31 protein-coding genes are annotated in these 24430 nt (G+C 69.6%); 20 read left to right on the top strand and 11 right to left on the bottom strand.

Annotated features, from left to right (window positions below):
- Positions 1-12: 12 nt before the first annotated feature.
- The 6 genes from ACWGDB_RS34925 to ACWGDB_RS34950 form a co-directional block, all read right to left on the bottom strand.
- Positions 13-1455 (bottom strand): sensor histidine kinase, encoded by a 1443-nt coding sequence (locus tag ACWGDB_RS34925; RefSeq protein ID WP_453826136.1) that lies wholly within the window; start codon positions 1453-1455, stop codon positions 13-15.
- The gene (locus tag ACWGDB_RS34930) at positions 1452-2189 is read right to left on the bottom strand and encodes a response regulator transcription factor (RefSeq protein WP_453826137.1); all 738 of its coding nucleotides are present in this window, start codon (positions 2187-2189) and stop codon (positions 1452-1454) included. The genes ACWGDB_RS34925 and ACWGDB_RS34930 overlap by 4 nt, the downstream gene beginning before the upstream one ends.
- Before the next feature lie 93 nt (positions 2190-2282).
- Complete coding sequence (locus ACWGDB_RS34935; RefSeq protein WP_453826138.1) at positions 2283-2489, bottom strand: hypothetical protein; 207 nt, start codon at positions 2487-2489, stop codon at positions 2283-2285.
- Positions 2490-2519: 30 nt separating this feature from the next.
- Entirely contained in the window at positions 2520-3584 is a 1065-nt protein-coding gene (locus ACWGDB_RS34940) for a S1C family serine protease (protein ID WP_453826139.1), read from the bottom strand.
- A 202-nt stretch (positions 3585-3786) separates the two neighbouring features.
- Positions 3787-4809 carry a LacI family DNA-binding transcriptional regulator gene (locus ACWGDB_RS34945; protein ID WP_328426601.1) on the bottom strand — a complete coding sequence of 341 codons (1023 nt, stop codon included), beginning with the start codon at positions 4807-4809 and terminating at the stop codon, positions 3787-3789.
- Between the two features lie 116 nt (positions 4810-4925).
- The gene (locus tag ACWGDB_RS34950; protein ID WP_453826140.1) at positions 4926-5705 is read right to left on the bottom strand and encodes a winged helix-turn-helix transcriptional regulator; all 780 of its coding nucleotides are present in this window, start codon (positions 5703-5705) and stop codon (positions 4926-4928) included.
- Between the two features lie 180 nt (positions 5706-5885).
- Here ACWGDB_RS34950 and ACWGDB_RS34955 point away from each other — a divergent pair, with 180 nt between their 5' ends.
- The 8 genes from ACWGDB_RS34955 (at position 5886) to ACWGDB_RS34990 (ending at position 11308) form a co-directional block, all read left to right on the top strand.
- On the top strand, positions 5886-6800 hold the full coding sequence (locus ACWGDB_RS34955; RefSeq protein WP_453826141.1) for an alpha/beta hydrolase: 915 nt from the start codon (positions 5886-5888) through the stop codon (positions 6798-6800).
- A gap of 37 nt (positions 6801-6837) precedes the next feature.
- Entirely contained in the window at positions 6838-7092 is a 255-nt protein-coding gene (locus ACWGDB_RS34960; protein ID WP_030052141.1) for a MoaD/ThiS family protein, read from the top strand.
- A 2-nt stretch (positions 7093-7094) separates the two neighbouring features.
- On the top strand, positions 7095-8339 hold the full coding sequence (locus ACWGDB_RS34965; RefSeq protein WP_453826142.1) for a hypothetical protein: 1245 nt from the start codon (positions 7095-7097) through the stop codon (positions 8337-8339).
- A 192-nt stretch (positions 8340-8531) separates the two neighbouring features.
- The gene (locus tag ACWGDB_RS34970) at positions 8532-9269 is read left to right on the top strand and encodes an LmeA family phospholipid-binding protein (protein WP_453826143.1); all 738 of its coding nucleotides are present in this window, start codon (positions 8532-8534) and stop codon (positions 9267-9269) included.
- Positions 9270-9496: 227 nt separating this feature from the next.
- Entirely contained in the window at positions 9497-9577 is an 81-nt protein-coding gene (locus ACWGDB_RS34975) for an Ms5788A family Cys-rich leader peptide (RefSeq protein WP_350751515.1), read from the top strand.
- Positions 9578-9701: 124 nt separating this feature from the next.
- Positions 9702-10541 (top strand): sulfurtransferase, encoded by an 840-nt coding sequence (locus ACWGDB_RS34980; RefSeq protein ID WP_453826144.1) that lies wholly within the window; start codon positions 9702-9704, stop codon positions 10539-10541.
- 74 nt (positions 10542-10615) lie between these two features.
- On the top strand, positions 10616-10903 hold the full coding sequence (locus ACWGDB_RS34985; RefSeq protein ID WP_328426615.1) for a DUF1416 domain-containing protein: 288 nt from the start codon (positions 10616-10618) through the stop codon (positions 10901-10903).
- 141 nt (positions 10904-11044) lie between these two features.
- Positions 11045-11308 carry a DUF3099 domain-containing protein gene (locus ACWGDB_RS34990; RefSeq protein WP_453826145.1) on the top strand — a complete coding sequence of 88 codons (264 nt, stop codon included), beginning with the start codon at positions 11045-11047 and terminating at the stop codon, positions 11306-11308.
- Positions 11309-11351: 43 nt separating this feature from the next.
- Here ACWGDB_RS34990 and ACWGDB_RS34995 read toward each other — a convergent pair whose 3' ends face one another.
- Positions 11352-11714 carry a DsrE family protein gene (locus tag ACWGDB_RS34995; protein WP_369271939.1) on the bottom strand — a complete coding sequence of 121 codons (363 nt, stop codon included), beginning with the start codon at positions 11712-11714 and terminating at the stop codon, positions 11352-11354.
- A 132-nt stretch (positions 11715-11846) separates the two neighbouring features.
- Here ACWGDB_RS34995 and ACWGDB_RS35000 point away from each other — a divergent pair, with 132 nt between their 5' ends.
- The 6 genes from ACWGDB_RS35000 to ygfZ all read left to right on the top strand — a co-directional run bounded on the left by ACWGDB_RS35000 (position 11847) and on the right by ygfZ (position 16637).
- Positions 11847-12560 (top strand): hypothetical protein, encoded by a 714-nt coding sequence (locus tag ACWGDB_RS35000; protein ID WP_453826146.1) that lies wholly within the window; start codon positions 11847-11849, stop codon positions 12558-12560.
- Positions 12557-13438 carry a hypothetical protein gene (locus ACWGDB_RS35005; protein ID WP_453826147.1) on the top strand — a complete coding sequence of 294 codons (882 nt, stop codon included), beginning with the start codon at positions 12557-12559 and terminating at the stop codon, positions 13436-13438. Before ACWGDB_RS35000 ends, ACWGDB_RS35005 begins: the two co-directional genes overlap by 4 nt.
- Positions 13435-14346, top strand: a complete 912-nt coding sequence (locus tag ACWGDB_RS35010; protein ID WP_453826148.1) for a hypothetical protein — start codon at positions 13435-13437, stop codon at positions 14344-14346. Before ACWGDB_RS35005 ends, ACWGDB_RS35010 begins: the two co-directional genes overlap by 4 nt.
- A gap of 243 nt (positions 14347-14589) precedes the next feature.
- Positions 14590-15165, top strand: a complete 576-nt coding sequence (locus tag ACWGDB_RS35015; RefSeq protein WP_383607197.1) for an FABP family protein — start codon at positions 14590-14592, stop codon at positions 15163-15165.
- A gap of 16 nt (positions 15166-15181) precedes the next feature.
- A complete protein-coding gene (locus ACWGDB_RS35020) occupies positions 15182-15661 on the top strand; it encodes a Fur family transcriptional regulator (RefSeq protein WP_383607195.1) in 480 nt (159 codons plus the stop codon).
- 10 nt (positions 15662-15671) lie between these two features.
- Complete coding sequence (gene ygfZ / locus ACWGDB_RS35025; protein ID WP_453826149.1) at positions 15672-16637, top strand: CAF17-like 4Fe-4S cluster assembly/insertion protein YgfZ; 966 nt, start codon at positions 15672-15674, stop codon at positions 16635-16637.
- A gap of 12 nt (positions 16638-16649) precedes the next feature.
- Here ygfZ and ACWGDB_RS35030 read toward each other — a convergent pair whose 3' ends face one another.
- Together ACWGDB_RS35030 and dtd are read right to left on the bottom strand one after the other, a co-directional pair.
- Positions 16650-17378 carry a hypothetical protein gene (locus tag ACWGDB_RS35030; RefSeq protein ID WP_453826150.1) on the bottom strand — a complete coding sequence of 243 codons (729 nt, stop codon included), beginning with the start codon at positions 17376-17378 and terminating at the stop codon, positions 16650-16652.
- A 60-nt stretch (positions 17379-17438) separates the two neighbouring features.
- Complete coding sequence (gene dtd / locus ACWGDB_RS35035; RefSeq protein WP_453826151.1) at positions 17439-17864, bottom strand: D-aminoacyl-tRNA deacylase; 426 nt, start codon at positions 17862-17864, stop codon at positions 17439-17441.
- Between the two features lie 159 nt (positions 17865-18023).
- On the opposite strand from dtd, the gene ACWGDB_RS35040 reads away from it, so the two are divergent.
- Both ACWGDB_RS35040 and ACWGDB_RS35045 read left to right on the top strand, forming a co-directional pair.
- Positions 18024-18635: an RsiG family protein gene (locus tag ACWGDB_RS35040; RefSeq protein WP_383607189.1), complete on the top strand. Its 612-nt coding sequence runs from the start codon at positions 18024-18026 to the stop codon at positions 18633-18635.
- A gap of 161 nt (positions 18636-18796) precedes the next feature.
- Complete coding sequence (locus tag ACWGDB_RS35045) at positions 18797-20062, top strand: GNAT family N-acetyltransferase (protein WP_453826152.1); 1266 nt, start codon at positions 18797-18799, stop codon at positions 20060-20062.
- A gap of 225 nt (positions 20063-20287) precedes the next feature.
- Here the strand turns inward: ACWGDB_RS35045 and ACWGDB_RS35050 are convergent, their stop codons facing one another.
- Positions 20288-20467, bottom strand: coding sequence for a hypothetical protein (locus ACWGDB_RS35050; RefSeq protein WP_453826153.1), 180 nt, complete (start codon positions 20465-20467; stop codon positions 20288-20290).
- A gap of 174 nt (positions 20468-20641) precedes the next feature.
- On the opposite strand from ACWGDB_RS35050, the gene ACWGDB_RS35055 reads away from it, so the two are divergent.
- A complete protein-coding gene (locus ACWGDB_RS35055; protein ID WP_453826154.1) occupies positions 20642-21559 on the top strand; it encodes a winged helix-turn-helix domain-containing protein in 918 nt (305 codons plus the stop codon).
- A 39-nt stretch (positions 21560-21598) separates the two neighbouring features.
- On the opposite strand, the gene ACWGDB_RS35060 is transcribed toward ACWGDB_RS35055, so the two are convergent.
- Positions 21599-21787 (bottom strand): hypothetical protein, encoded by a 189-nt coding sequence (locus ACWGDB_RS35060; protein WP_453826155.1) that lies wholly within the window; start codon positions 21785-21787, stop codon positions 21599-21601.
- A gap of 153 nt (positions 21788-21940) precedes the next feature.
- Between ACWGDB_RS35060 and ACWGDB_RS35065 the strand changes: the two genes are divergently transcribed.
- Genes ACWGDB_RS35065 through ACWGDB_RS35075 form a run of 3 tightly spaced genes read left to right on the top strand, consistent with a single transcriptional unit; the run spans position 21941 to position 24428 of the window.
- Entirely contained in the window at positions 21941-22819 is an 879-nt protein-coding gene (locus ACWGDB_RS35065) for a winged helix-turn-helix domain-containing protein (RefSeq protein WP_383627157.1), read from the top strand.
- Complete coding sequence (locus ACWGDB_RS35070) at positions 22768-23550, top strand: HAD family hydrolase (RefSeq protein WP_453826156.1); 783 nt, start codon at positions 22768-22770, stop codon at positions 23548-23550. Before ACWGDB_RS35065 ends, ACWGDB_RS35070 begins: the two co-directional genes overlap by 52 nt.
- The gene (locus tag ACWGDB_RS35075; protein WP_453826157.1) at positions 23547-24428 is read left to right on the top strand and encodes a GntR family transcriptional regulator; all 882 of its coding nucleotides are present in this window, start codon (positions 23547-23549) and stop codon (positions 24426-24428) included. Before ACWGDB_RS35070 ends, ACWGDB_RS35075 begins: the two co-directional genes overlap by 4 nt.
- Positions 24429-24430 lie beyond the last annotated feature (2 nt).

A 24430-nucleotide genomic window follows, 5' to 3' on the forward strand; every position in this document is an offset into this window, starting at 1 on the left:
TTCGGGAGCGCCCTACGGCGTCTCCGGCGGAGCCGTCGGCGCCCCCGGCAGCCGTACGGTCGCCACCGTGCCGCCGCCCTGCGCGCGGGCCAGGGTGACCTGGCCGCCCGCCTGCTGCACCGTACGCGCCACGATCGACAGGCCCAGGCCCGAGCCCGGCAACGCGCGTGCGCTCGGCGATCGCCAGAACCGGTCGAAGACGTGGGGGAGTTCGTCGGTGGGGATGCCGGGGCCGTGGTCGCGGACGGTGAGGACGCCGCCGGCGAGCTGCACCTCGACGGCGCCGCCCTCGGGGCTGAACTTCACGGCGTTGTCGAGGATGTTGACGACCGCGCGCTCCAGGGCCGCCGGTTCCGCCCGTACGTACCAGGGCTGGAGGTCTGCGGTGATTGTCAGTTCGGGGCCGCGGAGCCGTGCCCGGCGCAGGGCCGACTCGACCGCGTCCTCCAGCGAGACCACCTGAACGCGCTCGCCGCGCTGGCCCTCCGAGCGGGACAGCTCCTGCAAGTCGCCGATCAGGGAGGCCAGTTCCGTCATCTGGGCCTTCACCGAGGCGAGGAGGGCCTTGCGGTCGGCCTCGGGGATCGGACGGCCCGTCTCCTCGCTGCGGGTGAGCAGCTCGATGTTGGTGCGCAGGGAGGTGAGGGGGGTGCGCAGTTCATGGCCGGCGTCGGCGATGAGCTGCTGCTGGAGCTCGTGGGAGCTGGCCAGGGCGGACGTCATGGAGTTGAAGGAACGGGACAGCCGGGCGACCTCGTCCTCGGCGTCGTCCTCGACCGGGATACGGACGTTCAGGTCCTCCGTGCGGGCCACGTGCTCGACGGCCTCGGTGAGCTTGTCGACGGGACGGAGTCCGGCCCGCGCGACTGCCAGGCCGGCGGCACCGGCGCCGATGACTCCGATGCCGGAGACGAGGAGAAGGATGAGGGCCAGGTCGTTGAGGGTGGACTGGGTGCCCTTGAGGGACACGGCGACGGTGACGGCGACGTAGGACTGCTCGCCCGTGGCCTGGTTCCTGGCGACCTGTGGAATGGTCATCACGCGCAGCGGAGTGCCGTCCTCGGCAGTGCCGTTGCGGATGATGCCATCGCTGGCACCACCGTCCTTGATCACGTCCTTGTCGGCCTGGGTGACCTCAATCCTGCCGACAGATTCGTCGGTGACGCAGGGAGTTCCGTCCGCCTTGACGACCTGCGAGTAGAGGTTGCGGAAGGGCTGGGTGCCCTGGGGGGTCTGCGTGCAGTTGGACAGCGCGCTCGACATCTCGAAATTCTGCCCGGGCTTCATCCGAGCCTGTTGCAGATCGTCGTCCACCTGGTCGTAGAGCCGGCCCTGCACAATGAACCAACACGTCACCGAAACCGCCGCCACCGCGAACGCCACCGCCGCCGCCACCAGCATCGCCAGCCGCGAGCGAATCGGCAGGGACCGGAACCGGCGTAGCACCTTGTTCACTCGGCGCCGCCCTGGCGCAGCACATACCCCACACCCCGCACCGTGTGCACGAGCCGCGGCTCGCCGCCCGCTTCGGTCTTGCGGCGCAGGTACATGACGTACACGTCCAGCGAGTTCGACGACGGTTCGAAGTCGAAGCCCCACACCGCCTTGAGGATCTGCTCACGCGTGAGCACCTGGCGCGGATGCGCCATGAACATCTCCAGCAGCGTGAACTCCGTACGGGTCAGCTCCACCGGCCGCCCATCCCGCGTCACCTCGCGCGTCGCGAGGTCCATGCGCAGGTCGGCGAAGGTCAGTGCCTCGTCCTCCTCCACCGCGCCCGCACCGGCCGCCGCCGCGTACGAGCTGCGCCGCAGCAGCGCGCGGACCCGGGCGAACAGCTCGTCCAGTTCGAAGGGCTTGACCAGGTAGTCGTCGGCCCCGGCGTCCAGGCCCGTCACACGGTCGCCGACGGTGTCACGGGCGGTCAGCATGAGGATCGGCGTCGTGTCGCCGGCGCCCCGGATGCGGCGGGCGGCGGTCAGGCCATCCATGCGGGGCATCTGGATGTCGAGGACCACCAGGTCGGGCCGGTAGACGGTCGCCTTCTCCAGCGCGTCCGCGCCGTCGACCGCGACCTCCGTGTCGTATCCCTCGAAGGCGAGGCTGCGCTGGAGTGCTTCACGCACCGCAGGCTCGTCGTCGACGATCAGGATGCGCTGGGGGTCACGGTCGCCGTCGGCGGGGCTCATGGGCTCGGGATCCTCGGGTGCGGTGGGACGGGAGGGCAGGACAGGCGCTGAGCGGGCTGAGTGGGCTGGACGCCTTCAGCCTCGCATGCTTTCTCAGCCTCGTACGGTACGGCGGCGGCTGCGGGCGGCGGCCGTCCGGCGAGCCGTGACCGGGCGGGTGGTGGCCACCTCCGGCGACCGGGACGGGGCGGTGGGCGCGGGCAGGGCGCCGGCGACCGCCAGGGCCAGGCCGAGGTCGGCCGGTCCGACGCCGGCCGCGGTGTGCTCGACCCGGCCGACCTTCTCCAGCTGCTTGATCATTAGGTACCCCTTCAGCTCGGTGAGCTCGGCTCAGCTCTGCGATCCCGACCGCAGCTTCGCCAGGTCGGCCTTGACGGTGTTGATCGGGATGGCGAAGCCGAGGCCCACGCTGCCCGCGTTGGACGAACTCGACCCGGCGGCCGAGTACATCGCGGAGTTGATGCCGATGATGTTGCCGTTCATGTCGATCAGCGCGCCGCCGGAGTTGCCGGGGTTCAGGGAGGCGTCCGTCTGGATCGCCTTGTACGTCGTCGTCGACGAACCCGTGTCGCCGTTGAACTCCTGACCGCCGAACTCGAACGGCCATCCGCCGCCGCCCTGCTGCTGTTGCTGCTGCTGGCCCTCGTCCGTCGAGACGGTCACGTCACGGGCGAGCGCGGACACGATGCCGCTGGTGACCGTGCCGGTGAGGCCCTCGGGGGAGCCGATCGCCACGACCTCGTCGCCGACCTGGACACCGGAGGAGTCACCGAGGGTGGCCGCCTGCAGGCCGGACGCGTTCTGCAGCTTGATCAGCGCGAGGTCCTTGCTGCTGTCGGTGCCGACGACCTCGGCGGTGTACTCCTTGCCGTCGCTGGTCGTCACCTTGACCGAGGAGGCGCCGGCGACGACGTGGTTGTTGGTGACGATCTCGCCGTCACCGGTGATGATCACGCCTGAGCCGGTGGACGACCCGGCGTTCGAGGCCGCGTTGATCTCGACGATGCTCGGGCTGACCGCCTTGGCGACCCCGGAGACCGTGCCCTTCTGGCTGGACGGGACGGCGTTCGTGCTGGTGGAGCTGGACGCGGCGACGGTGTCGCTGCCGGTCAGCTCCTGTATGCCGTACGCCGTGCCGCCACCGATCGCCGCCGCGACGATCGCGACGGCGGCGAGGAGCGCGACGGGGCCGCGGGGCCGGCGCCGCGACCTCGGCTGCTGGGCGACGGGCTCGGTCAGGAGAGCGGTGGGGGCTCCGCCGCCCGCCTGCTCCGCCGACGGCCGGTACGCCGGCGGGGGCGGCCACTCCGGGTTCACGGGGGAGGAGGCGTGCTGCTGCTGGGCGCCCTGGTACGGGTTCTCGTAATCGCCGCTGCGGCGGAAGCTCTCGGTCATGGCAATGAGCTTGTCGCCCGACCATGAGAGCTTCCTGAGCGCCGCCTGAGAAGCCCGGCAGAAGGCCGTATGCCCGATGTAAAGACGGTTCTGGCAGTGCCCCTTTAGGGGCGCGGGGCTGTATCAATGTGCGGCTCCGCCGCGTGGGCGCGAGCAACCACACACAACCGTGAGCCGCCCGACATCAGAGCCCCCCGAGTGCTCAGGCGCACCCGCACGACCGTCGGACGACAAGCCGCGACGGAAACACCTTCAACCGCTCCCGTCGGGAACCCGCGACCCGCAATCCGTCATCCAGGACCAGATCCACGGCGGCCCGAGCCATGGCCGACCGATCAGAGGCAATCGTGGTGAGCGGCGGATCCGTCAACGCCGCCTCCTTGATGTCGTCGAAACCGGCGACAGCCAGCTCCCCCGGCACATCGATGCGCAACTCCCGCGCCGCTCGCAGCACGCCGATCGCCTGGTCGTCGGTCGAGCAGAAGATCGCCGGCGGCCGCTGCGGCCCGGAGAGGAGGTCGAGCGCTATGCGATACGCGTCGTAGCGGTTGTACGGCGCCTCGAACAGCCGTCCCTCGGTGGGGATCTTGGCCTCGGCCATCGCGCGCCGCCAGCCCTCGACGTGGTCGGAAACCGGGTCACCGACCGCGGGGGTCTCCGCGGTGCCGCCCATACAGGCGACGTACTCGTTGCCGTGCTCGATGAGGTGGCGTACGGCGAGCTGGGCGCCGCCCAGGTCGTCGGTGACGACGGCGACATCGTCGATGGCCTCGGGCCGCTCGTGGAGGAGGACGACCCGGGCGTCCCAGGCCTCGATCTCGGCGGCGGCCAGGTCGTTCAGGGCGTGCGAGACGAGGATGAGCCCCGAGACCCGCATACCGAGAAAGGCGCGCAGATAGTGGACCTCGCGCTCGCCGACGTAGTCGGAGTTGCCGACGAGCACCATCTTTCCGCGCTCGGCGGCGGCCCACTCGACCGCGTGCGCCATCTCCCCGAAGAAGGGCTGGCGGGCGTCCGGAACGATCAGGCCTATGAGGTCCGTGCGCCGCGAGGCCATGGCCTGGGCGACCCGGTCGGGCCGGTACCCCAGTTCCTTGATCGCGGCGAGGACACGCTCGCGCGTGGCCGGGGCGACCGGCCGGGGTCCGTTGTTGATGACGTAGCTGACGACGGCAGTGGAGGTACCTGCCAGCCGTGCGACGTCATCGCGAGTCACCTTGGCCACGCGCGGAGTCTACGCGGATGGACCTGCTCTGGGCAGGGCGTGAAGGAGCTTGCCTGCCGCCCCGCCGTCACTCTCCGCGCGAACGCGACGCCCGCGACACCCCGTCCGGGCGCCCGTCACGCCTCGGCACGGACCTCGGCGCCGTCCAGGGCGGCCATCTCGTCCGCATCCGCCGATTTTGCCCGGTCAGCCTTGGCCTTGGCTTCCTCGGCGGCGCGGTCCACCTTCTCGGGCGTAACGAATCGATAACCGACGTTCCGGACGGTTCCGATCAGCGACTCGTGTTCGGGTCCGAGCTTGGCGCGCAGCCGGCGTACGTGGACGTCGACCGTCCGGGTGCCGCCGAAGTAGTCGTAGCCCCAGACCTCCTGGAGGAGCTGCGCGCGCGTGAAGACGCGGCCCGGGTGCTGGGCGAGGTACTTCAGGAGCTCGAACTCCTTGAAGGTGAGGTCGAGGACCCGGCCCTTGAGCTTGGCGCTGTAGGTGGCCTCGTCGACCGACAGGTCGCCGTTGCGGATCTCCATGGGGGAGTCGTCGTTGACGATCTGCTGACGGCCCATCGCGAGCCGCAGCCGTGCCTCGACCTCGGCGGGGCCGGCGGTGTCGAGGAGGACGTCGTCGATGCCCCAGTCGGCGGTCACCGCGGCGAGGCCGCCCTCGGTGACGACGAGGACGAGCGGACAGCCGGGCCCGGTCGAGCGCAGGAGCTGGCACAGGCTGCGGACCTGTGGGAGGTCGCGGCGTCCGTCGATCAGGATGACGTCGGCGCCCGGGGTGTCGACGAGTGCCGGGCCTTCCGCGGGAGCCACGCGCACGTTGTGCAGCAGCAGGCCGAGTGCGGGCAGCACCTCTGTCGACGGCTGGAGGGCGTTGGTCAGGAGCAGCAGAGAACTCATACGTCTGGTTCCTCCTCGGTCCCTGCGAGGACGTGTGCGGTACGGAACTGCTCTGCGATCCCGGGGGCCCGTACACCTGCGGTCACCTGAGGTTTCCCGCGTCGTATACAACGCTTCCGAAAGCACAAAAGGACCCGGGGGCTACGCTGCCCGAGTCCTCTGCCCAGCAGAATAGCCCACATGAGCATGGGTCCGGCAGGTGATGTGGCACGATCTACGGTTCGTCCGAACTCTGAGACAACCAGACGTACACCTATGCGGACGTTTCTGCACACGGACGACGGCGTGACGATCGATTCCGTATACGACCCGGGTGCGGTCGTATACGACTCCTCACGTCCATCTGCCCGTGACCTGGTGTTCGTCGTCGCTCACGGCTTCACCGGCGATGTGGACCGGCCGCATGTACGACGGGTGGCGCAGGTCCTCACCCGGCACGCGGCCGTCATCACCTTCTCCTTCCGCGGGCACGGCGCGTCGGGCGGGCGGTCCACGGTCGGGGACAAGGAGGTGCTCGACCTGGCGGCCGCGGTGCGATGGGCCCGCGAACTCGGGCACACGCGCGTGGCGACCATCGGCTTCTCCATGGGCGGCTCGGTGGTGCTGCGGCACGCGGCGCTGTACGGAGAGAACGGCGGGGACGATGGGGGCGGCGAGGCCGGCGAGGAGCTGGGGACGCCCGGGGCGCACCGGGGCCGCGGTGCGCACACGGACGCGGTGGTGTCCGTCAGCGCGCCTGCGCGCTGGTACTACCGGGGCACGCCCCGCATGCGCCGCCTGCACTGGCTGGTGACCCGGCCCGAGGGGCGGCTGGTGGGCCGCTACGGATTCCGCACCCGGATCCACCACCGGGACTGGAACCCCGTGCCGATGTCCCCGGTGGAGGCGGTCCCGAGGATCGCGCCGACCCCGTTGCTGATCGTGCACGGCGAGCTGGACGGCTACTTTCCCCTCGACCACCCCCGCATGCTGGCCCAGGCGGCCGGTGACCACGGCGAACTCTGGCTGGAGCCCGGCATGGGCCATGCGGAGCACGCGGCCTCCGAGGAACTGCTGGCCCGGATCGGGGGCTGGGCCGCGGCACGGGGCGGCTAGCCTGACGGGGTACACAGCCGATCGACAGAGGAACCGGATGCCAAAGGTCACGGTGCGCTACTGGGCCGCCGCGAAGGCCGCGGCCGGGATCGCCGAGGAGCCGTTCGACGCGGCCACCCTCGCCGAGGCGCTCGACGCCGCACGCGAGCGACACCCCGGTGAACTCGTGCGCGTCCTGCAGCGATGCTCCTTCCTCGTCGACGGTGACCCCGTGGGCACCCGCGAACATGAGACGGTACGGCTGGCCGACGGCGGCACGGTCGAGGTGCTCCCGCCGTTCGCAGGAGGGTGACGATGACCGACCAGCCGTATCAGGGGTACGACGGTTACGACGGGTACGACCCGTATCAGCAGCAGCAGCAGCAGCCGCAGCAGCCGCAGCAGCCGACCGCGCCGCAGGGGTGGCCGGGGCAGCAGGCGTACGACGATCCGCAGGCCGCCCAGCAGTACACGCAGCAGTGGCAGGGGCAGACCTGGGAGACCCAGGTGCAGCCGCCGGCTTCTGCGGCGGAGACGTCCTACCTGCCCTCGCAGGGCGCGGGGGCGTATGCGGGGTACGGCGGTGCTTCGGAGCCCCAGGGGTGGGACGGGGTGTCGCAGGCCCAGGCCCACGGCCGGCATGCCGCCGCTCAGCCGCAGGGGCGCGCCCAGCAGGGCCATGGTCAGCACTTCCACGCTCAGCGATCCCGAGCTCAGCCGTCCCACGCCCAGGCCCCCCGGGCCGAGGCGGAGGCGGGAACCGGTGACGGCCCCGACTACGGTCCCGCGACCGTCGCCGGCAACACCCGGGTCACGGACGCCCAGCGGGCCCGGCTCGAGGGCCGTTCGCCGATCATCGAGCCCGGGATTCAGCCGGCCGCGCTCACCGCGCTGCTGGGACTGCTGCTCTCGGTCACGGCCGCGGTCGGGTCGTACGCCCTGCTGGTGCCCCTGGTCGCCCTGCAGGCCGTGACGGCCGCCGGCTGGTTCCGGCTGAACGGCATGTGGCCTGCCCGGCAGGGCATCGCGCTGGCCTTCGCGGGGGCGCTGGCGGCGGATGTGGCGTTGCTGGTGGCCGACGGGGCGCCTGCGGCGATCCTCGGCACGCTGGGTGTCTGGGTGCTGCTCACTCTGGTTCTGCAGCTGCGTTCGCACGCCGATCCGGACGAGCGGATGTACGGGCTGATGGCGACGGTTGTCTCGGCGGCGCTGGCGATCGTCGCGGCGGGGTATCTCGCGGCTGAGCCGGATGCGGTGAGTGTCGGGGCGGTGGCGGTCGCTGTCGCGGTGCTGGCACGGGCGTTGCCGTTGCCGACGGTGGCTTCTGTCGTGGCCGCTCTGGTGGCGGGGGCCGGGGCGGGGGCTGTTGTCGGTGCGATGACGGGGATGGGGTCCGGTGGGGCCGTGCTCGGGGTCGGGGCCGGGGTGTGTGCCCTGATCGGCCATCGGGTGGCCGGCTACGACTATCCGTCGCGGTTCGTGCACTTCACGGCGGGGGTTGCGCTGCCGTTGGCGGCGGCGGCTCCGGCGGTCTACTTGCTGGGGCGGGCGCTGGTCTGAGGCGGGGGTTCTTCAGTCCTCAAACGCCGGACGGGCTGGAATGTCTGGACCGGCGCCGAGGGGCGTAGCCGCTGAGGGCGGGGCCCGCAGGCAAACCCCCTGTCACAGATGATCGACAATTCGCCGGTCAACCCCGCCACGGGGTTACCCTCGCGTCGTTGACGTACGCCGAGGTGGGGGGAACACCACAACATGCGCGCCCTGCGGATACTGCTGATAGTCGTCGTGATCCTGGGCGGCCTCTTCGTGCTGGCCGACCGGCTGGCCGTCGGGTTCGCCGAGGATGAGGCGGCCGGGAAGCTTCAGGCGAGCGAGAACCTTGCCGCAGCCCCGGACGTGTCCATCAAGGGGTTCCCGTTCCTCACGCAGGTCGCGAGCGGCTCGTTGGACGACGTCGAGGTGGGGATCAAGGACTACGAGGCCACCGCCGGCACCGAAGGCAAGACGATCCGGATCGACGACCTCACGGCGAACATGAAGGGCGTCGAGTTCTCCGGGGACTACAGCTCCGCCACCGCGACGACCGCCTCCGGCACCGCGTCCATCACCTACGCCGAGCTGCTGAAGACCGCCAAGTCCGAGCCCACCCAGGTCGCCCCCGGCGTCACCGCGAACGTCGTCGGCCTTTCCGACGGCGGCAACGGCAAGATCAAGGTCGCCATCGAGGCCACCGTCCTCGGCACCAAGCTCCCCAACCCGGTCTACGTCCTCAGCTCGGTCTCCGCGCAGGGCGACACCGTGCGAGTGAAGGCCGACACCCTGCCCGACTTCGGCGGCGCCGACATCGCCGAGGACCGCGCCCGCGCGATCACCGACTTCGAGCAGAAGATCGACGGCCTCCCCGGCGGCATCCGGCTCGACAGCGTCCGGGCGGCGAACGACGGCGTCGAGATCACGGTGCGGGGTTCGAACGTCCGCCTCGCCGGGTAGTACCGGGACCGGTGTCGGTCCCGGGGGCGTGCTCCGGCCCCCGGCTGCCCCCTGTCCGGCTGATGAGACGGTGCCGTCCGCACCGTAGATGTGACCGCCGATACGTCCGCCCGGAAGCCCGGCCGGAGCCGCCTCGGCGGTCCTTGCGTCCCGCATCCCGGACAATCTCGTCTCAGCATGCGACACGCCGGTGACACGCCTGCCTGTCCGTCCCTACGATCGAGCCCATGAAGCGACAGGCGGATCTCACGAAGCGGCGGGCAGTAGACCTCTGCCGCGTTGCCGCCATGCTCTGTCGCCCCTTCTGAGCGGAAGCTCCGACTTCTGCGTTTCCCCGCTGCCCTGACCAGGGCACAGGTGCGTCGTCTCGGTCCGAGCGCGCACCCCTCTCACTCGCACGCCCCGCCGCAACTGCCCCGGAGGAGAAAGAGCATGAGCCGCAGCGACGTCCTCGTCGACGCCGACTGGGTCCAGGACAACCTGGACGACCCCAACATCGCGATCGTGGAGGTGGACGAAGACACGTCCGCCTACGAGAAGAACCACATCAAGAACGCGATCCGCATCGACTGGACCGCGGATCTGCAGGACCCGGTCCGCCGCGACTTCATCGACCAGGAGGGCTTCGAGAAGCTCCTGTCGGCGAAGGGCATCGCCAACGACACCCTGGTGATCCTCTACGGCGGCAACAACAACTGGTTCGCGTCGTACGCCTACTGGTACTTCAAGCTCTACGGCCACGACAACGTCAAGCTCCTCGACGGCGGCCGCAAGAAGTGGGAGCTGGACGCCCGCGAGCTGGTCGAGGAGGTTCCGCAGCGCCCGGCGACCGACTACAAGGCCAAGGCCCAGGACACCTCCATCCGTGCCTTCCGTGACGACGTGGTGGCGGCCATCGGTTCGCAGAACCTGGTCGACGTCCGTTCGCCCGACGAGTTCAGCGGCAAGCTGCTCGCGCCGGCCCACCTGCCGCAGGAGCAGTCGCAGCGTCCGGGCCACGTCCCGTCCGCCCGCAACATCCCGTGGTCGAAGAACGCCAACGACGACGGCACCTTCAAGTCGGACGACGAGCTCAAGGAGCTCTACGCCGAGGAGCAGGTCGACCTGGCGAAGGACACCATCGCCTACTGCCGCATCGGTGAGCGCTCTGCGCTGACCTGGTTCGTGCTGCACGAGCTGCTCGGCGTGGAGAACGTCAAGAACTACGACGGCTCCTGGACCGAGTACGGCTCCCTCGTCGGCGTGCCGATCGAGCTCGGCGCCAACAAGTAAGCCCCGTAGCAAGAGCACAGACCCGCAAATCCCGACCGGCCTTCCTTCCGGTCAGACCCCTTCTGGAGAAAGACATGTGTGGAGCGAAGGCCGGCGGCCCGGACGCCTCGACGATCAAGCCCGGTGAGACCACGATCCAGGGTCAGGTGACCCGCGACGGCGAGCCGGTGACGGGCTACGTCCGTCTGCTGGACTCGACCGGCGAGTTCACCGCGGAGGTCCCCACCTCCGCCACGGGCCAGTTCCGCTTCTACGCGGCCGAGGGCACCTGGACCGTGCGCGCACTCGTCCCCGGCGCCACCGCCGACCGTACCGTCGTCGCCCAGCAGGGCGGCCTGGCGGAGATCGCGATCGCGGTCTGAGGCACTCCTGATCGGCCGGAGGGCCGCACCCCGCGGGTTGGACGCCTGGGGTGCGGCCCTTCGTCCTGTGCGGAGGCGGGCGGTCGCGGCCTCCGCGGAGGGAAACCTGTGAGCCGGCCGACGCGGATTTACCCTGGAGTCATGTACGCACGGCGACGTCACCGGTACTTCGCCATGATGGGGATCTGCATCACGCTCTTCGTCCTGGCCTGGGGCGTCGTACGCCTCTGGTCGGTCCCGGTGGCCGTGGGCATGTGCCTGGTCGCCATGGTCATTCCGCCGCTCGCCGCCATGGTCGCCAACCGCCGCGGCCCGGAGGACCGCTGGTGGGACGACCCGTCCGGCGACCCCCAGTCCGACGAGTGGTGGGACGAACTGGACGGCAAGAAGCGGCCGCGGCAGTGAGCGGCGCCCGGCGGTCCGGCCCGCCGCGAGGTGCGTGGCTGTCTCAGTAGACGAGCGCCTGCGTGTCGTCCCCGAGGGCTTCCTGCACGAAGACCTGCGCGCCCGCGATCCGTACGCCCTCGATGACGTCCTTCTCCGTGATGTCCCGGCGGGCCGCGCATTGCGTGCACAGGGTGAGACGGCCGGTGGCCAGGACGGAGTCGATCAGGTCGGGGAGCGGGGCCGCGTGCGGGAGTTCGAACTCGGCGGCACGGCCCGGGAGGGCGAACCAGGCGGACTCGCCGGTCAGCCACACGGAGACGTCGACGCCACTGGCCACCGCCACCGCCGCCACCGTGAACGCCTGTGAGCAGCGTTCGGGGGCATCGGCCCCCGCCGTCACCTTGATCACCAGCTTCTTCGCCATGGCCGAATCGTAATCAACTCCCTTACAACCTGGTGCATTGGCCATGGGTCTCCTGTGCGCGCGCATACGGAATGCGCACTTCACGTTCCGTGGGGGGACGTTTTGGATGAATCTGAAGAAGTCGGCGAGGCCGTGCCCCGGCCCCGTCGGCGGGGGCGTACGGCACTGCTGATCGCCGGAGCCGTCGTGCTCGGGGTCGTCGCCGGGACCTGCACCGGGTATCTCGTGCAGGCCGACCGCGAGCCCACGGAGCTGCCGTCCCTGTCCCAGCCCGTGGTCAAGCAGGCCACGGGCGAGGTCGAGCCGCTGTCCGCCGCCGAGGACCGTCGGGTGAAGACGGACGGCGACCTGCGCAAGCTGCTGCTCAAGCGGCCCAAGGGCGCGCGGGACACCGTCTTCGAGCTGGGCACGGACGGCTGGATGGACCTCGCCGAATACGCGGAGACCTTCAAGAAGCCGGACGAGGTCGTCGGCGATCTCATCGAGGAGCAGTTCCGCCGTGCCGCCGGCACGAGCTGGCGGGTGGGCAGCACGCAGAACGTCATGATCCACCTGGTGCAGTACCGCCAGGAGCAGGCACTGTCGGCCGCCGAGAACGCGGAGGGCTCCTACTACTGGGCCGAAGAGCAGTCCGACACCCGCAGCTGGCCGATTCCCGGCACCGGTGACGGCATGGCGTACGTGCACGACACCCCGGATCGCAAGCCCGGCTACCTCCCGCTGTACTCGGCCGAGGCGCACGCCTGGCGCGGTGACCTCGCGGTGGACATCTGGGTCTACGACACCAAGCCGATCCCCAAGGAGAAGATCATGGACCTGGCCAAGCGGCAGGTGGGCCGGCTGTGAGCGAGACACCTGAGGAGGTTCGGAGCCCCGAGGGACTCCAGAGCCCTGAGGCCCTGCCGACCTCCGACAGCGCCGAGATCCTCTCCGGCCCCGAGAACCTCCCCGCGAGCCCCGGCCCCAAGCGGCCGCGCGCCGCGCGCATCGCCGCCCTCGCCGGGACCGTTCTGCTGCTCGGTGCCGTCGTCGGCGGTGCCGGCTACACCGTGGTGACCGTCCAGGACGCCGACCGCGATGCGGGCAAGCCGACCTGGAAGTTCCCCAAGCCCGCCGCGGTCGGCGACAAGACGGAGGAGGCCAAGGGGACGGCCACGGGGCTGGCCGGCCTGCTGCTGCCGTACGACGAGAAGGGCTACACCCGCGGCCCCGACCTCGGGGAGTTCGGCTCCGACGCCGAGCTCAGTGGCCGTCAGGCCACCGCCCTGCGCAAGGAGTCGCTCAAGGACCTGCCCCGCAGCGAGCGCCGGAAGCTGGAGAAGGAGCTCGACAAGCGGAGCCTCAAGGGCATGGCGATGCGCAGCTACTTCAACGCGGACCCCTACGACGTGCACCACAAGACGGCGTTCTCCGTCAGCGTCGTACTGGCGCGGATGGACAGCCGCGACGACGCACGGGACGTCGCGACCGCCCAGAACGAGTTCCTCTCCGCCCTCGGCATCTTCCGCAAGGGCCCGAAGATCGAGGGCCACAAGAACGCCAAGTGCTTCCTGACACCCAAGATCGACGACGAGAAGCTCGACCGGGTGTTCTGCGCGGCCTACTCGGGAGACGTGCTGATCAGCGCCACCGCGTCGGGCATCCGACCGCTCGACCTGAACAGCATCGGGATGTTCGTCACCCGACAGCTCGACCGCATCGACGACCCGGGGAAGGCCGTATGACCGAGCAGCAGCCCATCGCGACGGCGCCCGCCGCGGACGCGCCGCCGACGCCGGAGGCACCCCCCGTCCCTGCCGTTCCCCCCGCGACTCCGGAAAGCCTGGTGAACCCGGAGAGCCCGTCCCCTCCGGTGAAGAAGGATCGCCGCGTCCTGCGCGCCGTCCTGCGCTGGACCGCCACCGTCGTCGTCTTCGCCGCCGTCGGCGCCTCGACCGCGTACGGCATCACGCGGATGGAACGTACGGACGTCCCCGGTCTCGAGACCGAGGCGGACGGGCGCTGGGCCTACCCGGCGATCACCAAACCGCCGCTGCCCTCCGGCAGCCCCGCGCCCTTCGCCGAGGAGAACGCGGCCGCCCTGCACCACGCGGACCTGCGCAAGCTGCTGCTGCCGGCGCCCGCGGGGGCCAGGACGGACAAGGCCGACAAGGCGCTGAGCGGACGCAACGGCTGGCTGGCGACGAAGGACTTCCTGGCGGCGTACGAGTCGGCGGAGGACCGGGACGCGCTCGCCCAGGTGCTCAAGGACCACGCCCTGCGGCACGTCGCGGCCCGCGGCTGGACCACCCCGGACGGCACGCACACCCGGATCTACCTGCTGCAGTTCGAGTCCGCCCAGGTGGCCGACGTGCTCCAGCAGGACCACTTCACCAGCTACGACTCGCCCGAGCACGCCCTGCGTGGCGCCGCCGAGGTGCACACGGACGAGGAGTTCCCCGCCGAGGCCGGGGTCGGCGACGTACGGCACTACGCGTACACCGAGGCCAAGCCGTACGGCGCCGAGCAGGTACGGCAGGCGTACCTGGTGTCGGGTGACGTCCTGGGGCTGGTCGTGCAGTCCCGCAAGGGCGGTGCCGCGGCCGTCCCGTTCCAGCAGACGGTGGTCCTGCAGAGTCAGCTGCTCGGCTGATCCCGCGAGGGCGCACCTCACACGGAGGGCCGGTCCCCGGCCGCGTAAGCTGGGGCCCGGCCCTGTGTACGTACCGCACACTCTCCGCTCAATCGAGGAGCAACCCCGTGGAGATCTTCTTCGAAGCCCTGCTGGTCCTGGTCTGCGTCGGCGTCCTCGCCTTCACCGGGCTGGCCGTGAAGAAGCTGTACCAGGGCCAGCGCTGATCCCCATCACCCGACGTACGAGACTTCTGAGCTGCTCATGATCGAGATCCCGTCCGACCTTCACAAGGACCTCGTCCCCCTCGCCTTCCTGCTCGGCAGCTGGGCGGGCGCGGGCGTGCACGACTTCCCCGGCTCCGAGAAGTGCAACTTCGGGCAGGAGGTCACCTTCACCCACGACGGCCGGGACTTCCTGGAGTACCGGTCCCACACCTGGGTGCTGGACAACGACGGCAACAAGGTGAAGCCGCTGGAGTCCGAGTACGGCTTCTGGCGCATCGACGCCGACCGCAAGGTCGAGGTCACCATGGTCCGCGACGACGGCGTCGTCGAGATCTGGTACGGCGAGCTGGCCGACAAGAAGCCGCAGATCGACCTGGTCACGGACGCGGTGGCCCGCACGGCCGCCTCCGGCCCGTACACCGGTGGCAAGCGGCTGTACGGCTACGTCAAGAGCGACCTCATGTGGGTCGGCGAGAAGCAGACCCCCGAGGTCGAGCTGCGCCCCTACATGTCGGCCCACCTGAAGAAGGTCGTCAGCCCGGAGGACGTCGAGCGCTGGGCGAAGGCCCTGCCCGATGACATGCCGGACGACGGCATCGCTTTCTTCAAGTAGTCCTAGACTCTTGGGTGTGGTGAGCACCGACTGGAAGAGCGACCTCAGGCAGCGCGGCTACCGGCTGACGCCTCAGCGTCAGCTTGTCCTGGAAGCCGTGGACACCCTTGAGCATGCGACCCCCGACGACATCCTCGTGGAAGTGAGGAAGACGGCGTCGGGGGTCAACATTTCCACCGTGTACCGGACCCTGGAGCTCCTGGAGGAGCTCGGGCTGGTCAGCCATGCCCACCTGGGGCACGGCGCGCCGACGTACCACCTGGCGGACCGGCACCATCACCTCCACCTGGTCTGCCGCGACTGCACCAACGTGATCGAGGCCGATGTGTCGGTGGCGGCGGACTTCACGGCGAAACTGCGCGAGACCTTCGGGTTCGACACGGACATGAAGCACTTCGCGATTTTCGGCCGCTGCAAGGACTGCGCGGAGCGTGCAGGTCAGCCGGACCGTTCGGCCCAGGGCTCGAACGGCAAGAGTTCAACTACCGAGTCGTAGGCTTGTGCCCATGAAGAGCCCCCTGCTGACCCTGCCCGGTGCCGTGCCCGCCGAGGGCGTGGACGAAGGCGTCGCCGCCCACTACGGCGACCTGTTCCGCGAGCAGCGTGCCCTCGCCGACGGCACCGGTTTCGTCGACCTCTCGCACCGCGGAGTGATCGCCGTCACCGGCCAGGACCGGCTGAGCTGGCTGCACCTGCTGCTCACGCAACACCTCAGCGATCTCCCGGTGGGCCAGGCCACCGAGGCGCTGATCCTCTCCGCGCACGGCCACATCGAGCACGCGCTGTACCTGGTCGACGACGGCACGACGGTCTGGGCCCATGTCGAGCCCGGCACCCAGGACGCGCTGATCGCGTACCTGGAGTCGATGAAGTTCTTCTACCAGGTCGAAGTCGCCGACCGGACCGCCGGGTTCGCGGTCGTGCACCTGCCCGCCGGGTCCATCGCCGAGGTGCCCGAGAACGCCGTCGTACGCGAGACGGCGTACGGCCGCGACCTGTTCCTCCCGCGCGCCGACCTGGAGTCGTACGCGGAGAAGGCCGGCCCGCCGGCCGGAATCCTCGCCTACGAGGCGCTGCGCGTCGAACACCACCGCCCGCGCCTCGGCTTCGAGACCGACCACCGCACCATCCCGCACGAGCTGGGCTGGATCGGCAGCGCGGTGCACCTGCAGAAGGGCTGCTACCGCGGCCAGGAGACCGTCGCCCGGGTCCAGAACCTCGGCAAGCCGCCGCGCCGGCTGGTCTTCCTGCACCTCGACGGCAGCGAGGTGCACCTGCCGACGCCCGGCACCGAGATCCGCCTCGCCGACGAGGGCCCCGACGGCCGCAAGATCGGTTTCATCACGACGTCCGTACGGCACCACGAGCTCGGCCCGGTCGCGCTCGCGCTGGTCAAGCGGAACATCCCGGTGGACGCCCCGCTGATGGCGGACACGACGGCCGCGGCGCAGGAGACGGTGGTCGAGCCCTGACCGTGGGCGCCGCTAGCGCAGGGTTCGTTCGACCTTGGCGACCTGGGCGCGGATGAGCTGCTCCTGGTGTTCGGGGGTGAGTTCTTCGCGCTGCCGGTCGGTCAGGTTCGGGCCGAAGATGGTATCGGACCTCACGTACGTGATCACTCCCTGAACGCGTACGACGGTGAAACCCTGGTAGGACGAGGGCGACTTCAGTGAGAACCGCAGTGCCTCGTCGCCCAGATCCGGGGCTTTCTCGGCCTGGAAGCGGGCTTGCCTGACGCCATTGCTGTCGATGTTCTCGTACTCGATCGACCCGCACTTCTCCAGCGCGCTCCGCAGCGCCGCCATCCGAGCCTTCGCGTCGGTCTCGGACCAGCCGGCCAGGGCCATGCTGTGCAGGTCCAGTCCCTCGCTGGCCCGGTGGAGCTGCGCCCTGGCGAAGACGGTCTCCCCCTTCGCCTTGACGTCCGGATTGCGCAGCACCGCGCACTCCGCCGGCCGTACCTTCTCCGAGGCATCGGCCGGAGGGCTGCTTGGTTCGGTGGCGGTGGTTCGGTATACCTCGAAGCCGCTCGGCGTCTGCGCCGTGGTGAGCAGTGCGGTCTTCAGTTCCTTCGCCGTGTAGGGAGAGGCACGAGGAACCGTCGGGGCCTGCTGCTCCTTGCTCCCCTTGGTGCCGGCCTCGGTCTTCCCTTCCGCCGAGCAGGCCACGAGTGCGAGCAGAGCGACTCCGGTGACATACGCGGATCTCTTCATGGTCCCCCCAGGACGGTGGCAGCGATGACCGGATCTCGATCGGAAGTGATCAGCCGGTGATCAGATTTCGATCAGTACCGTGAACGGGCCGTCGTTCGTCAAGCCCACCCGCATCCGGGCCCCGAACCGACCCGTCGCCACCGTCGCGCCCAGGGCGCGGAGTTGGGCGACGACCTCGTCCACGAGCGGCTCGGCGACATCGCCCGGGGCGGCCGCGTTCCAGGTGGGCCGGCGGCCCTTGCGGGCGTCGCCGTACAGGGTGAACTGGCTGATGACGAGGAGTGGGGCGTCGATGTCGCTGCAGGACCTCTCGTCGTGCAGCATGCGGATCGACCAGAGTTTGCGGGCGAGTTGGGCCGCCTTCTCCTTGGTGTCCTCGTGCGTGACGCCGACGAGTACGCACAGCCCCTCGCCGTCGATCTCCCCGACCGTCTCGTCGTCCACGACGACACTCGCGCCGTCCACCCTCTGCACCACAGCTCGCATGCGGCCATCATGCCGTGTGCGGGGGAGTGGCCTCTTCGGGGGTTTCTTTTTTGATCCTTAACCGCCCATCTGGGCCCGTTCGGGGGCACTCGGTCACATTGCGGCCAGTTGGGATGGCACCATGCTTCCACACGCCGGTCGAGGGGACGGTAGAGGCATATGAGCACACCGAGTTCAGGGCAGCCTCCTGGGGCTGTCGTGTTGAGCCACGCGGCCCAGCTGGACGGCCTGCGGCCGCCCACGCAACGCACCGCCGAGGATCCGGGCCCGAGGCTGCCCGTGGAACCGCCCGAGCACGACCTGACCGCACTCAGCCTGCCCGAGCTGCGCACCCTGCGCCGGGACGCCCAGCGCGACGAGGCGGATCTGAGTTATGTACGACGGCTGCTGCAGGGGCGGATCGACATCCTGCGGGCGGAGGTGGCACGGCGCTCGCCGGCGGGCGCGGCGTCCGTCGTCGACCGCCTCCCGGAGATCCTGACCGACGCCCCGGCCCGCCACCGCTCCTCGGCCCGCCACGTGACGCTGGGCACCCCGCAGAGCGAGGAGTACCGGTTGCTGGCGGCCGAGATGCTGGCCGAGGTCGAACTCTCGGACCTCGAGGCCCGCACGGACGCCGAACTGAACACCGCCATGGGACGCCTCGTCCGCTACGAGCAGCAGGTGTCCCGCCGCCGCCAACGCCTGCAGCGGACGGCCGACGACTGCAGCGCGGAGATCGCACGGCGGTACCGGGACGGTGAGGCGCAGGTGGACGACCTGCTGACGTAGCACGCCGGTCGGAGCAGTCCGAGGTCCGGCGCCTGAGGCGAGCCCCCACCACCCGGGAGGGGGCTTTGCCTTTTGCCCGGCCGGGGGTGCCCCCTTTGAGGGAGTTCGAGGGCGAGTAAAAACCCGGCGACACCTCATGCCCGCCCACCTACCGTGACCCCATGAGCCGTCCCGAACCTCCCACCCCCATAGACGTCCGCCCGATCACCGAGGCCGACATCCCCGACTGGACCCGGGCCCTGAACACCGGCTTCCTGCGCAGCCCCGACGTCGCCGAGACAGAGGTCGCCGACCGCGCGTCGTACATCGTCCCGTCCCGCACGCTCGGCGCCTTCGACAGCGGCCGCTGCGTGGCGACCTTCCGCTCCTTCGCACAGGAGATCACCGCAGTCGGCGGCGCCCCGGTCCCCGCCGACGCCGTCTCGAACGTCACCGTCTCCCCCACCCACCGCCGCCGCGGCCTGCTCAGCCGCATGATGGCCCACGACCTGGCGGCCGCGAAGGACCGCGGCGACGTCGTCGCCACCCTGATCGCCGCCGAGTACCCGATCTACGGCCGCTACGGCTTCGGCCCCGCCACCTACACGGCCCAGTGGACCGTGGACGTCCCCCGCACCGGCCTCGACCCGAGGTGGTCCGGCCCCGAGGACGGCGGCCGTATCGACCTCGTGGACGGCGCGGACGTACGCAAGATCGGCCCGGAGCTGTACGAGCGGGTGCGCCGCGCCCAGCCGGGCGCCGTCGACCGGGACGAGCGCTGGTGGCAGGTCAGCACCGGGGCGCTGCGCCTGGACAGGTCCCCGTGGACCGAGCCCTTCTTCGCCGTGTACCGGTCGGCGGGCGGCGAGGTCCAGGGACTGGCGTCGTACAAGGCGGACGACCATTGGGGCGACGGCAAGCAGCCGCTCAACACGGCGACCGTGGACTGGCTCGTCGCCGCCACCCCGGACGCCGAGCGCGCCCTGTGGCGCTACCTGTGCTCGATCGACTGGATCACGACGGTCAAGAGCGGCTGGCGGGCTCCCGACGACCTCCTGCCCCTCTACCTCCCCGACCCGCGGGCGGCCAGGGTCACCACGCTGGCGGACTGGCTGTGGGTGCGGATCCTGGACGTCGTACGGGCGCTGGAGGCGCGGACGTACCAGGGGCAGGGATCGCTGGTGCTGGAGGTCGTGGACGGCGGCGGGCTGGCCGGCGGACGCTACCTGCTGGAGGCGTCGACCGACGGGGCCTCCTGCGCGCCGACCACGGCGGCGCCCGAACTCACCCTCGACGTCGCCGACTTGGGCAGCCTGTGGCTCGGAGACGAGTCCGCCGTACGGCTCACCGCGCTGGGGCGGGTCCGGGAAGAACGAGCGGGCGCCGCCCGGGTGGCCGACGCCCTGCTGCGTACGTCCAGGCGACCGTGGTGCCCAGACGTTTTCTGAGGTCTCCTCTCTGCCGGTGACAGGTCTGCTCATCCGTAGCGAGCTGTTCAGTTGTGGTGGTGGGCTGTGCGCCCGTATCCGGTTGGGCCGAGCGGTTGTGGCTGTGCGATCGATATTCGGTTGTCGGTGTGAAGTTGTGGCTGTGCTGACCGACCGGGCTCCCGGCTCCCCTCCGGAAGGGAGCCCGGACGGCCGAACCTGGTCGCCAAGCCTTCGCGGGAAGGCCTAGTGGGCGAGCAGCATGACGAGGATCACCGCGCCGATGCCGCCGATCATGGTGTTCTTGGCCTTGATACCGATGGTCAGGGCGAGAAAGGCAATGATGCCCATCGGGCCGTACTTCCACTGGATGAGTTGCTCGAATCCAATGACGACCGCGGCTACGACCAGGTAGATGAGCGGCATGCCGGTCTCCTCTCGGGGACGATGGTCGACAGAACCGACTCTGGTGGCCAACCCTCTTGAAGTTTGACCATGTTGCTTAAGTTGGCGACCAACTTCACTGTACTTATGACCGCTTGGAACGTCTCATAACCACCATCCCTGGAACTGCCTAAAGATGGCGGGAAGTTGTAGTGTTTGGTCGTGGAGCCGAAACACGCCTCCGTCAATGGGCGGAAGAGTTCACAGCGGCCACAGAAGTCACATCGGGACGTGGCCGATGAGCTGCGCGCCCGCATCAGCTCGGGCGCCTTGCAGCCCGGCCAGCGCATGCCCACCCAGGCCAAGCTGGCGGACGAGTTCGGCGTCGAGCGCGGAGCCGTACGGCAGGCGCTGCGCATCCTGCAGTCGGAGCATCTGCTCACCAACGTGTCCAAAGGGGCCCCGGCGACCGTCGCCCCCGACCTCGGCAGGGCGCTGACCGGCCCCGGAGCCGCACCGCAGCCGACCATGGTGGCCCTCGCCCCGCGGATAGCGGCCGCTTTCGCCGCCCCGCACGTCGAGATCGACGCGCTGTGCCTCACCTCGGTCTCCCTCACGCTCGCCATGGGCGAACCGCTCCGCCAGATCCACGCCGGACAGCTGAAACCGGCCAAGGTCGACGTCCGCGTCATGCTGCCGAGCCGCGACATCTCGCTCGCGTTCCCGACAGCGGTGGACGCCTCTGCCGACGACGCCGACCGACAGCTGCGCCGGCGCTGGCTGGCCCAGCGCAACGCCCAGGGCCAGGTGCTCCGGCACAATCTGCTGGCGCTGCGCGCCACGCACGGCATCGACGTGCAGGTGACCTTCCGGGCGCTGCCGTTCACGCCGCCGGTGAAGCTCTACCTCCTCAATGGCACGGAGGCGCTCTTCGCCTACTACACGCTGGCGCGCAGCGAGGTGGAGATCGGCCAGCGGCACCTGGAGATGTACGACGCCCCCGGCATCCAGTCGACGCTGTTCGCCTTCGAGCAGGGGGCCGGGCTGCGGGACACGACGTTCGTGGAGCAGTCGCATGTGTGGTTCAACGCGCTGTGGGAGACGATCAGTTCGGAGCTGCTGCTCACGAGCTGATCATCCCCCACAGTGTTTGACCTGAGTGTTTTGTCCTTGTCATAGGGCGGGGCCCGAAAGCAGGATCGCGAGGACTACGGCCCCTATCGAGCTCACGGTCGGGCTCTTGGCCTTGATGCCTACGGTGAGCAGCAGCAGGCCGACAATGCCGGTGGCACCGTACTTCCACTGGAGGGTCTGCTCGACGCCGACGACGAACACGGCGGAGAGGAGTGCGAGAACGGGCATCGGTGTTTCCCCCTTCGGGCTTCTGGGGATGGAAGGATTACTTCCGCCAACTCAACCAACTTGGCGCCAACTCCAACTAAGTTGTCCCCACTTGGCGCCTACTTTGAAACAAGCTACAAACAACTGCCCATAGATGGGTGAGAGTTGTAGCGTTTGGTCGTGACTCAGGAGAACGTGGCAGTGAACGGCAGCAGGAGACTCTCGCCGCAGGAGATCGCCGACATCCTGCGGGAACGGATCCGCGTCGGAGAGCTCAAGGCGGGCGACCGCCTGCCCACCCAGGCCGAGCTGGCCGAGGAGTTCGGCGTGGAGCGAGGCACCGTCCGCCAGGCCCTGCGCGCACTCCAGGAGGACGGCCTCCTGACCAACGTCAGCAAGGGCAGCCCGCCGCGCATCGCCCTGCCGGCCCCCACCCGGGGCGCACCGCAGCCGACGATGGTCAGTCTGGCCCCCCGCCTGACGGAGGCCTTCGCCGCACCGCACGTCCGCGTGGACGTCGTATGCCACACCTCGGAAACCCTGATGCTGGCCCTCGGCGAACCCCTCCGCCTGATCCACGAGGGCTCGATCCATCCCGAGTCGATCGATGTCCGGCTCCTGCTGCCGTCCCGGGACATCCATCTCGCCTTTCCGGTCCTGGTGGACGGGCGGGGGGACGACGACCCGGTCCACAAACGCTGGCTGGCGATGCGCAACGCCCAGGCCCAGGTGCTCCGCCACAACCTCCAGGCCGTCCGCTCCACCCACGGCATCGACGTCCACGTCACCTTCCGCGCCCTGCCGTTCACACCCCCGGTGAAGCTCTACCTCCTCAACGGCGACGAAGCGCTGATCGGCTACTACGTCCTCACCGAACGCCAGGAGGAGTACGAGAGCCGCACCCTGGACATGTACGACGCCCTGGGCTCCCAGTCCCTCCTCTTCTCCTTCGTCAAGCAGGCCGGGCAGCGCGACGCCGCGTTCGTGGAGGAATCCCAGAAGTGGTTCGACGCCCTCTGGGAAACCATCACCACGGACATGACACTCTCCTAGTGACTTCTGATACGAAGCAGACTGAACAGGTGGCAATACAGACGGAGTTTGCGCGCGAAATGATCAGAAATGCCCGCGTCGTGGTCTGGGACTTCGACGGGCCGATCTGCCGGCTCTTCGCCGGGCATTCGGCGGCGCGGGTGGCGATCGAGCTGGTGGAGTGGCTCGAAGGGCGAGGGCTGCACGGCCTGCTGGCTGAAGGCGAACGGGACACCGCGGACCCGCACGCGGTACTGCGCGCCGTGGACCGCCGGCATCCGGGCAGCGACCTGGTGGCGGAGCTGGAGGAACGTCTCACACAGGAGGAACTGCGGGCTGTACCGAAGGCGATGCCCACCGCGTTCGCCGACCCGCTGATTCGTACCTGGACCGCGGTGGGGGCCCGGCTGGCCATCGCCACGAACAACTCTCCCAAGGCGGTTCACGGATATCTGGCTGACCGAGGGCTTCTGGGCTGCTTCCGTCCCCACATCTACGGCCGTACCAAGGACCTCCAGTACCTCAAGCCGCACCCGCATTACCTCAACCGCGCTCTGACGGCCATGGGAGCCGCACCGTCGACTGCCCTGTTCATCGGCGATGCTCCCACGGACTGCGAGGCCGCCCGCAAGGCCGGTGTGCCGTTCCTGGGCTACGCGCGTAACGGGCGCAAGGAGAGGCTGTTGCAGGAAGAGGGGGCCACACACATCGTGGGTTCGCTGAGGCCGTTGCTGGACATTCTCAGGGGATGAATCGTGGAGTGGGCGGGGTGGACGGCGGCCACAGGGAGTTCCGGCGCGTCGCTGACGAGCTGCGCGCCCGTATGACCGAGGGGCCGTATTCGCCGGGCTCCTACCTGCCGTCCCAGCGTGACCTCGCGGATGAGTTCGGCGTCTCCCGGGACACCGTCCAACGTGCCCTGCGGGACCTGGTCGACGAGGGCTGGATCGAGTCGCGGCAGGGCAGCGGGTCCCGGGTGATCAAGGCCCAGCGGATACACTCGCCGACCCCCAAGGCCACCCGGTCGCGCCGGGGCATCACCCTCGAGTCCCTCATCAGCGAGGCCTTCGAGCAGCCCGAAGTGACCCTGGACGTCTACACGTTGACGTCCGAGTCCCTGTACTGGCGCATCCAGCAGCAGGCCGAGCGCATCCGCGGGCGCTCCATCAGCCCCGGACGCATCACCCTGCGCATGCTCCTGCCTGCCGAGACACAGTCTCTGCCGTATCCCCGCGTCAAGGACGACAAGGGGGATCCGCGGTTGCGTGAGCGGCTGCATGACATCACGGAGCGGCATGCGAAGTCGCTGCGGGAGTCGCTCGCATCCCTCCAGGCCGAGGAGTTGGTGCCGTCCGTCGACGTCGAGATCCGCCGAGCGCCGCTCACCCCGGCCTTCAAGCTCTACCTGTTCAACGGGGCCGAAGCGCTGCACGGGCCGTATGAGGTGATCGAGCGCAAGATCATGCTGGAGGACGACGAAGTGCTCACAGCGCTCGACGTCCTGGGCCTGAACGCGACGCTGACCCACCACGCGAAGGACGAGGATCCCGATTCATCGGGCACGGTATTCGTGGACAGCATGCAGAAGTGGTTCGACTCTGTCTGGGCTCTGCTGTCCGAGGGCGAATAGGG

Source organism: Streptomyces sp. NPDC055013, assembly GCF_053608645.1.

Bases quoted from the DNA above. Each gene is read 5' to 3' on its own strand.
- ACWGDB_RS34930 (WP_453826137.1), bottom strand. From the start codon at position 2,189: ATGAGCCCCGCCGACGGCGACCGTGACCCCCAGCGCATCCTGATCGTC.
- ACWGDB_RS34935 (WP_453826138.1), bottom strand. From the start codon at position 2,489: ATGATCAAGCAGCTGGAGAAGGTCGGCCGGGTCGAGCACACCGCGGCC.
- ACWGDB_RS34940 (WP_453826139.1), bottom strand. From the start codon at position 3,584: ATGACCGAGAGCTTCCGCCGCAGCGGCGATTACGAGAACCCGTACCAG.
- ACWGDB_RS34950 (WP_453826140.1), bottom strand. From the start codon at position 5,705: ATGAGTTCTCTGCTGCTCCTGACCAACGCCCTCCAGCCGTCGACAGAG.
- ACWGDB_RS34955 (WP_453826141.1), top strand. From the start codon at position 5,886: ATGAGCATGGGTCCGGCAGGTGATGTGGCACGATCTACGGTTCGTCCG.
- ACWGDB_RS34960 (WP_030052141.1), top strand. From the start codon at position 6,838: ATGCCAAAGGTCACGGTGCGCTACTGGGCCGCCGCGAAGGCCGCGGCC.
- ACWGDB_RS34965 (WP_453826142.1), top strand. From the start codon at position 7,095: ATGACCGACCAGCCGTATCAGGGGTACGACGGTTACGACGGGTACGAC.
- ACWGDB_RS34970 (WP_453826143.1), top strand. From the start codon at position 8,532: ATGCGCGCCCTGCGGATACTGCTGATAGTCGTCGTGATCCTGGGCGGC.
- ACWGDB_RS34975 (WP_350751515.1), top strand. From the start codon at position 9,497: ATGAAGCGACAGGCGGATCTCACGAAGCGGCGGGCAGTAGACCTCTGC.
- ACWGDB_RS34980 (WP_453826144.1), top strand. From the start codon at position 9,702: ATGAGCCGCAGCGACGTCCTCGTCGACGCCGACTGGGTCCAGGACAAC.
- ACWGDB_RS34985 (WP_328426615.1), top strand. From the start codon at position 10,616: ATGTGTGGAGCGAAGGCCGGCGGCCCGGACGCCTCGACGATCAAGCCC.
- ACWGDB_RS34990 (WP_453826145.1), top strand. From the start codon at position 11,045: ATGTACGCACGGCGACGTCACCGGTACTTCGCCATGATGGGGATCTGC.
- ACWGDB_RS34995 (WP_369271939.1), bottom strand. From the start codon at position 11,714: ATGGCGAAGAAGCTGGTGATCAAGGTGACGGCGGGGGCCGATGCCCCC.
- ACWGDB_RS35010 (WP_453826148.1), top strand. From the start codon at position 13,435: ATGACCGAGCAGCAGCCCATCGCGACGGCGCCCGCCGCGGACGCGCCG.
- ACWGDB_RS35015 (WP_383607197.1), top strand. From the start codon at position 14,590: ATGATCGAGATCCCGTCCGACCTTCACAAGGACCTCGTCCCCCTCGCC.
- ygfZ (WP_453826149.1), top strand. From the start codon at position 15,672: ATGAAGAGCCCCCTGCTGACCCTGCCCGGTGCCGTGCCCGCCGAGGGC.
- ACWGDB_RS35030 (WP_453826150.1), bottom strand. From the start codon at position 17,378: ATGAAGAGATCCGCGTATGTCACCGGAGTCGCTCTGCTCGCACTCGTG.
- dtd (WP_453826151.1), bottom strand. From the start codon at position 17,864: ATGCGAGCTGTGGTGCAGAGGGTGGACGGCGCGAGTGTCGTCGTGGAC.
- ACWGDB_RS35040 (WP_383607189.1), top strand. From the start codon at position 18,024: ATGAGCACACCGAGTTCAGGGCAGCCTCCTGGGGCTGTCGTGTTGAGC.
- ACWGDB_RS35045 (WP_453826152.1), top strand. From the start codon at position 18,797: ATGAGCCGTCCCGAACCTCCCACCCCCATAGACGTCCGCCCGATCACC.
- ACWGDB_RS35050 (WP_453826153.1), bottom strand. From the start codon at position 20,467: ATGCCGCTCATCTACCTGGTCGTAGCCGCGGTCGTCATTGGATTCGAG.
- ACWGDB_RS35060 (WP_453826155.1), bottom strand. From the start codon at position 21,787: ATGCCCGTTCTCGCACTCCTCTCCGCCGTGTTCGTCGTCGGCGTCGAG.
- ACWGDB_RS35075 (WP_453826157.1), top strand. From the start codon at position 23,547: ATGAATCGTGGAGTGGGCGGGGTGGACGGCGGCCACAGGGAGTTCCGG.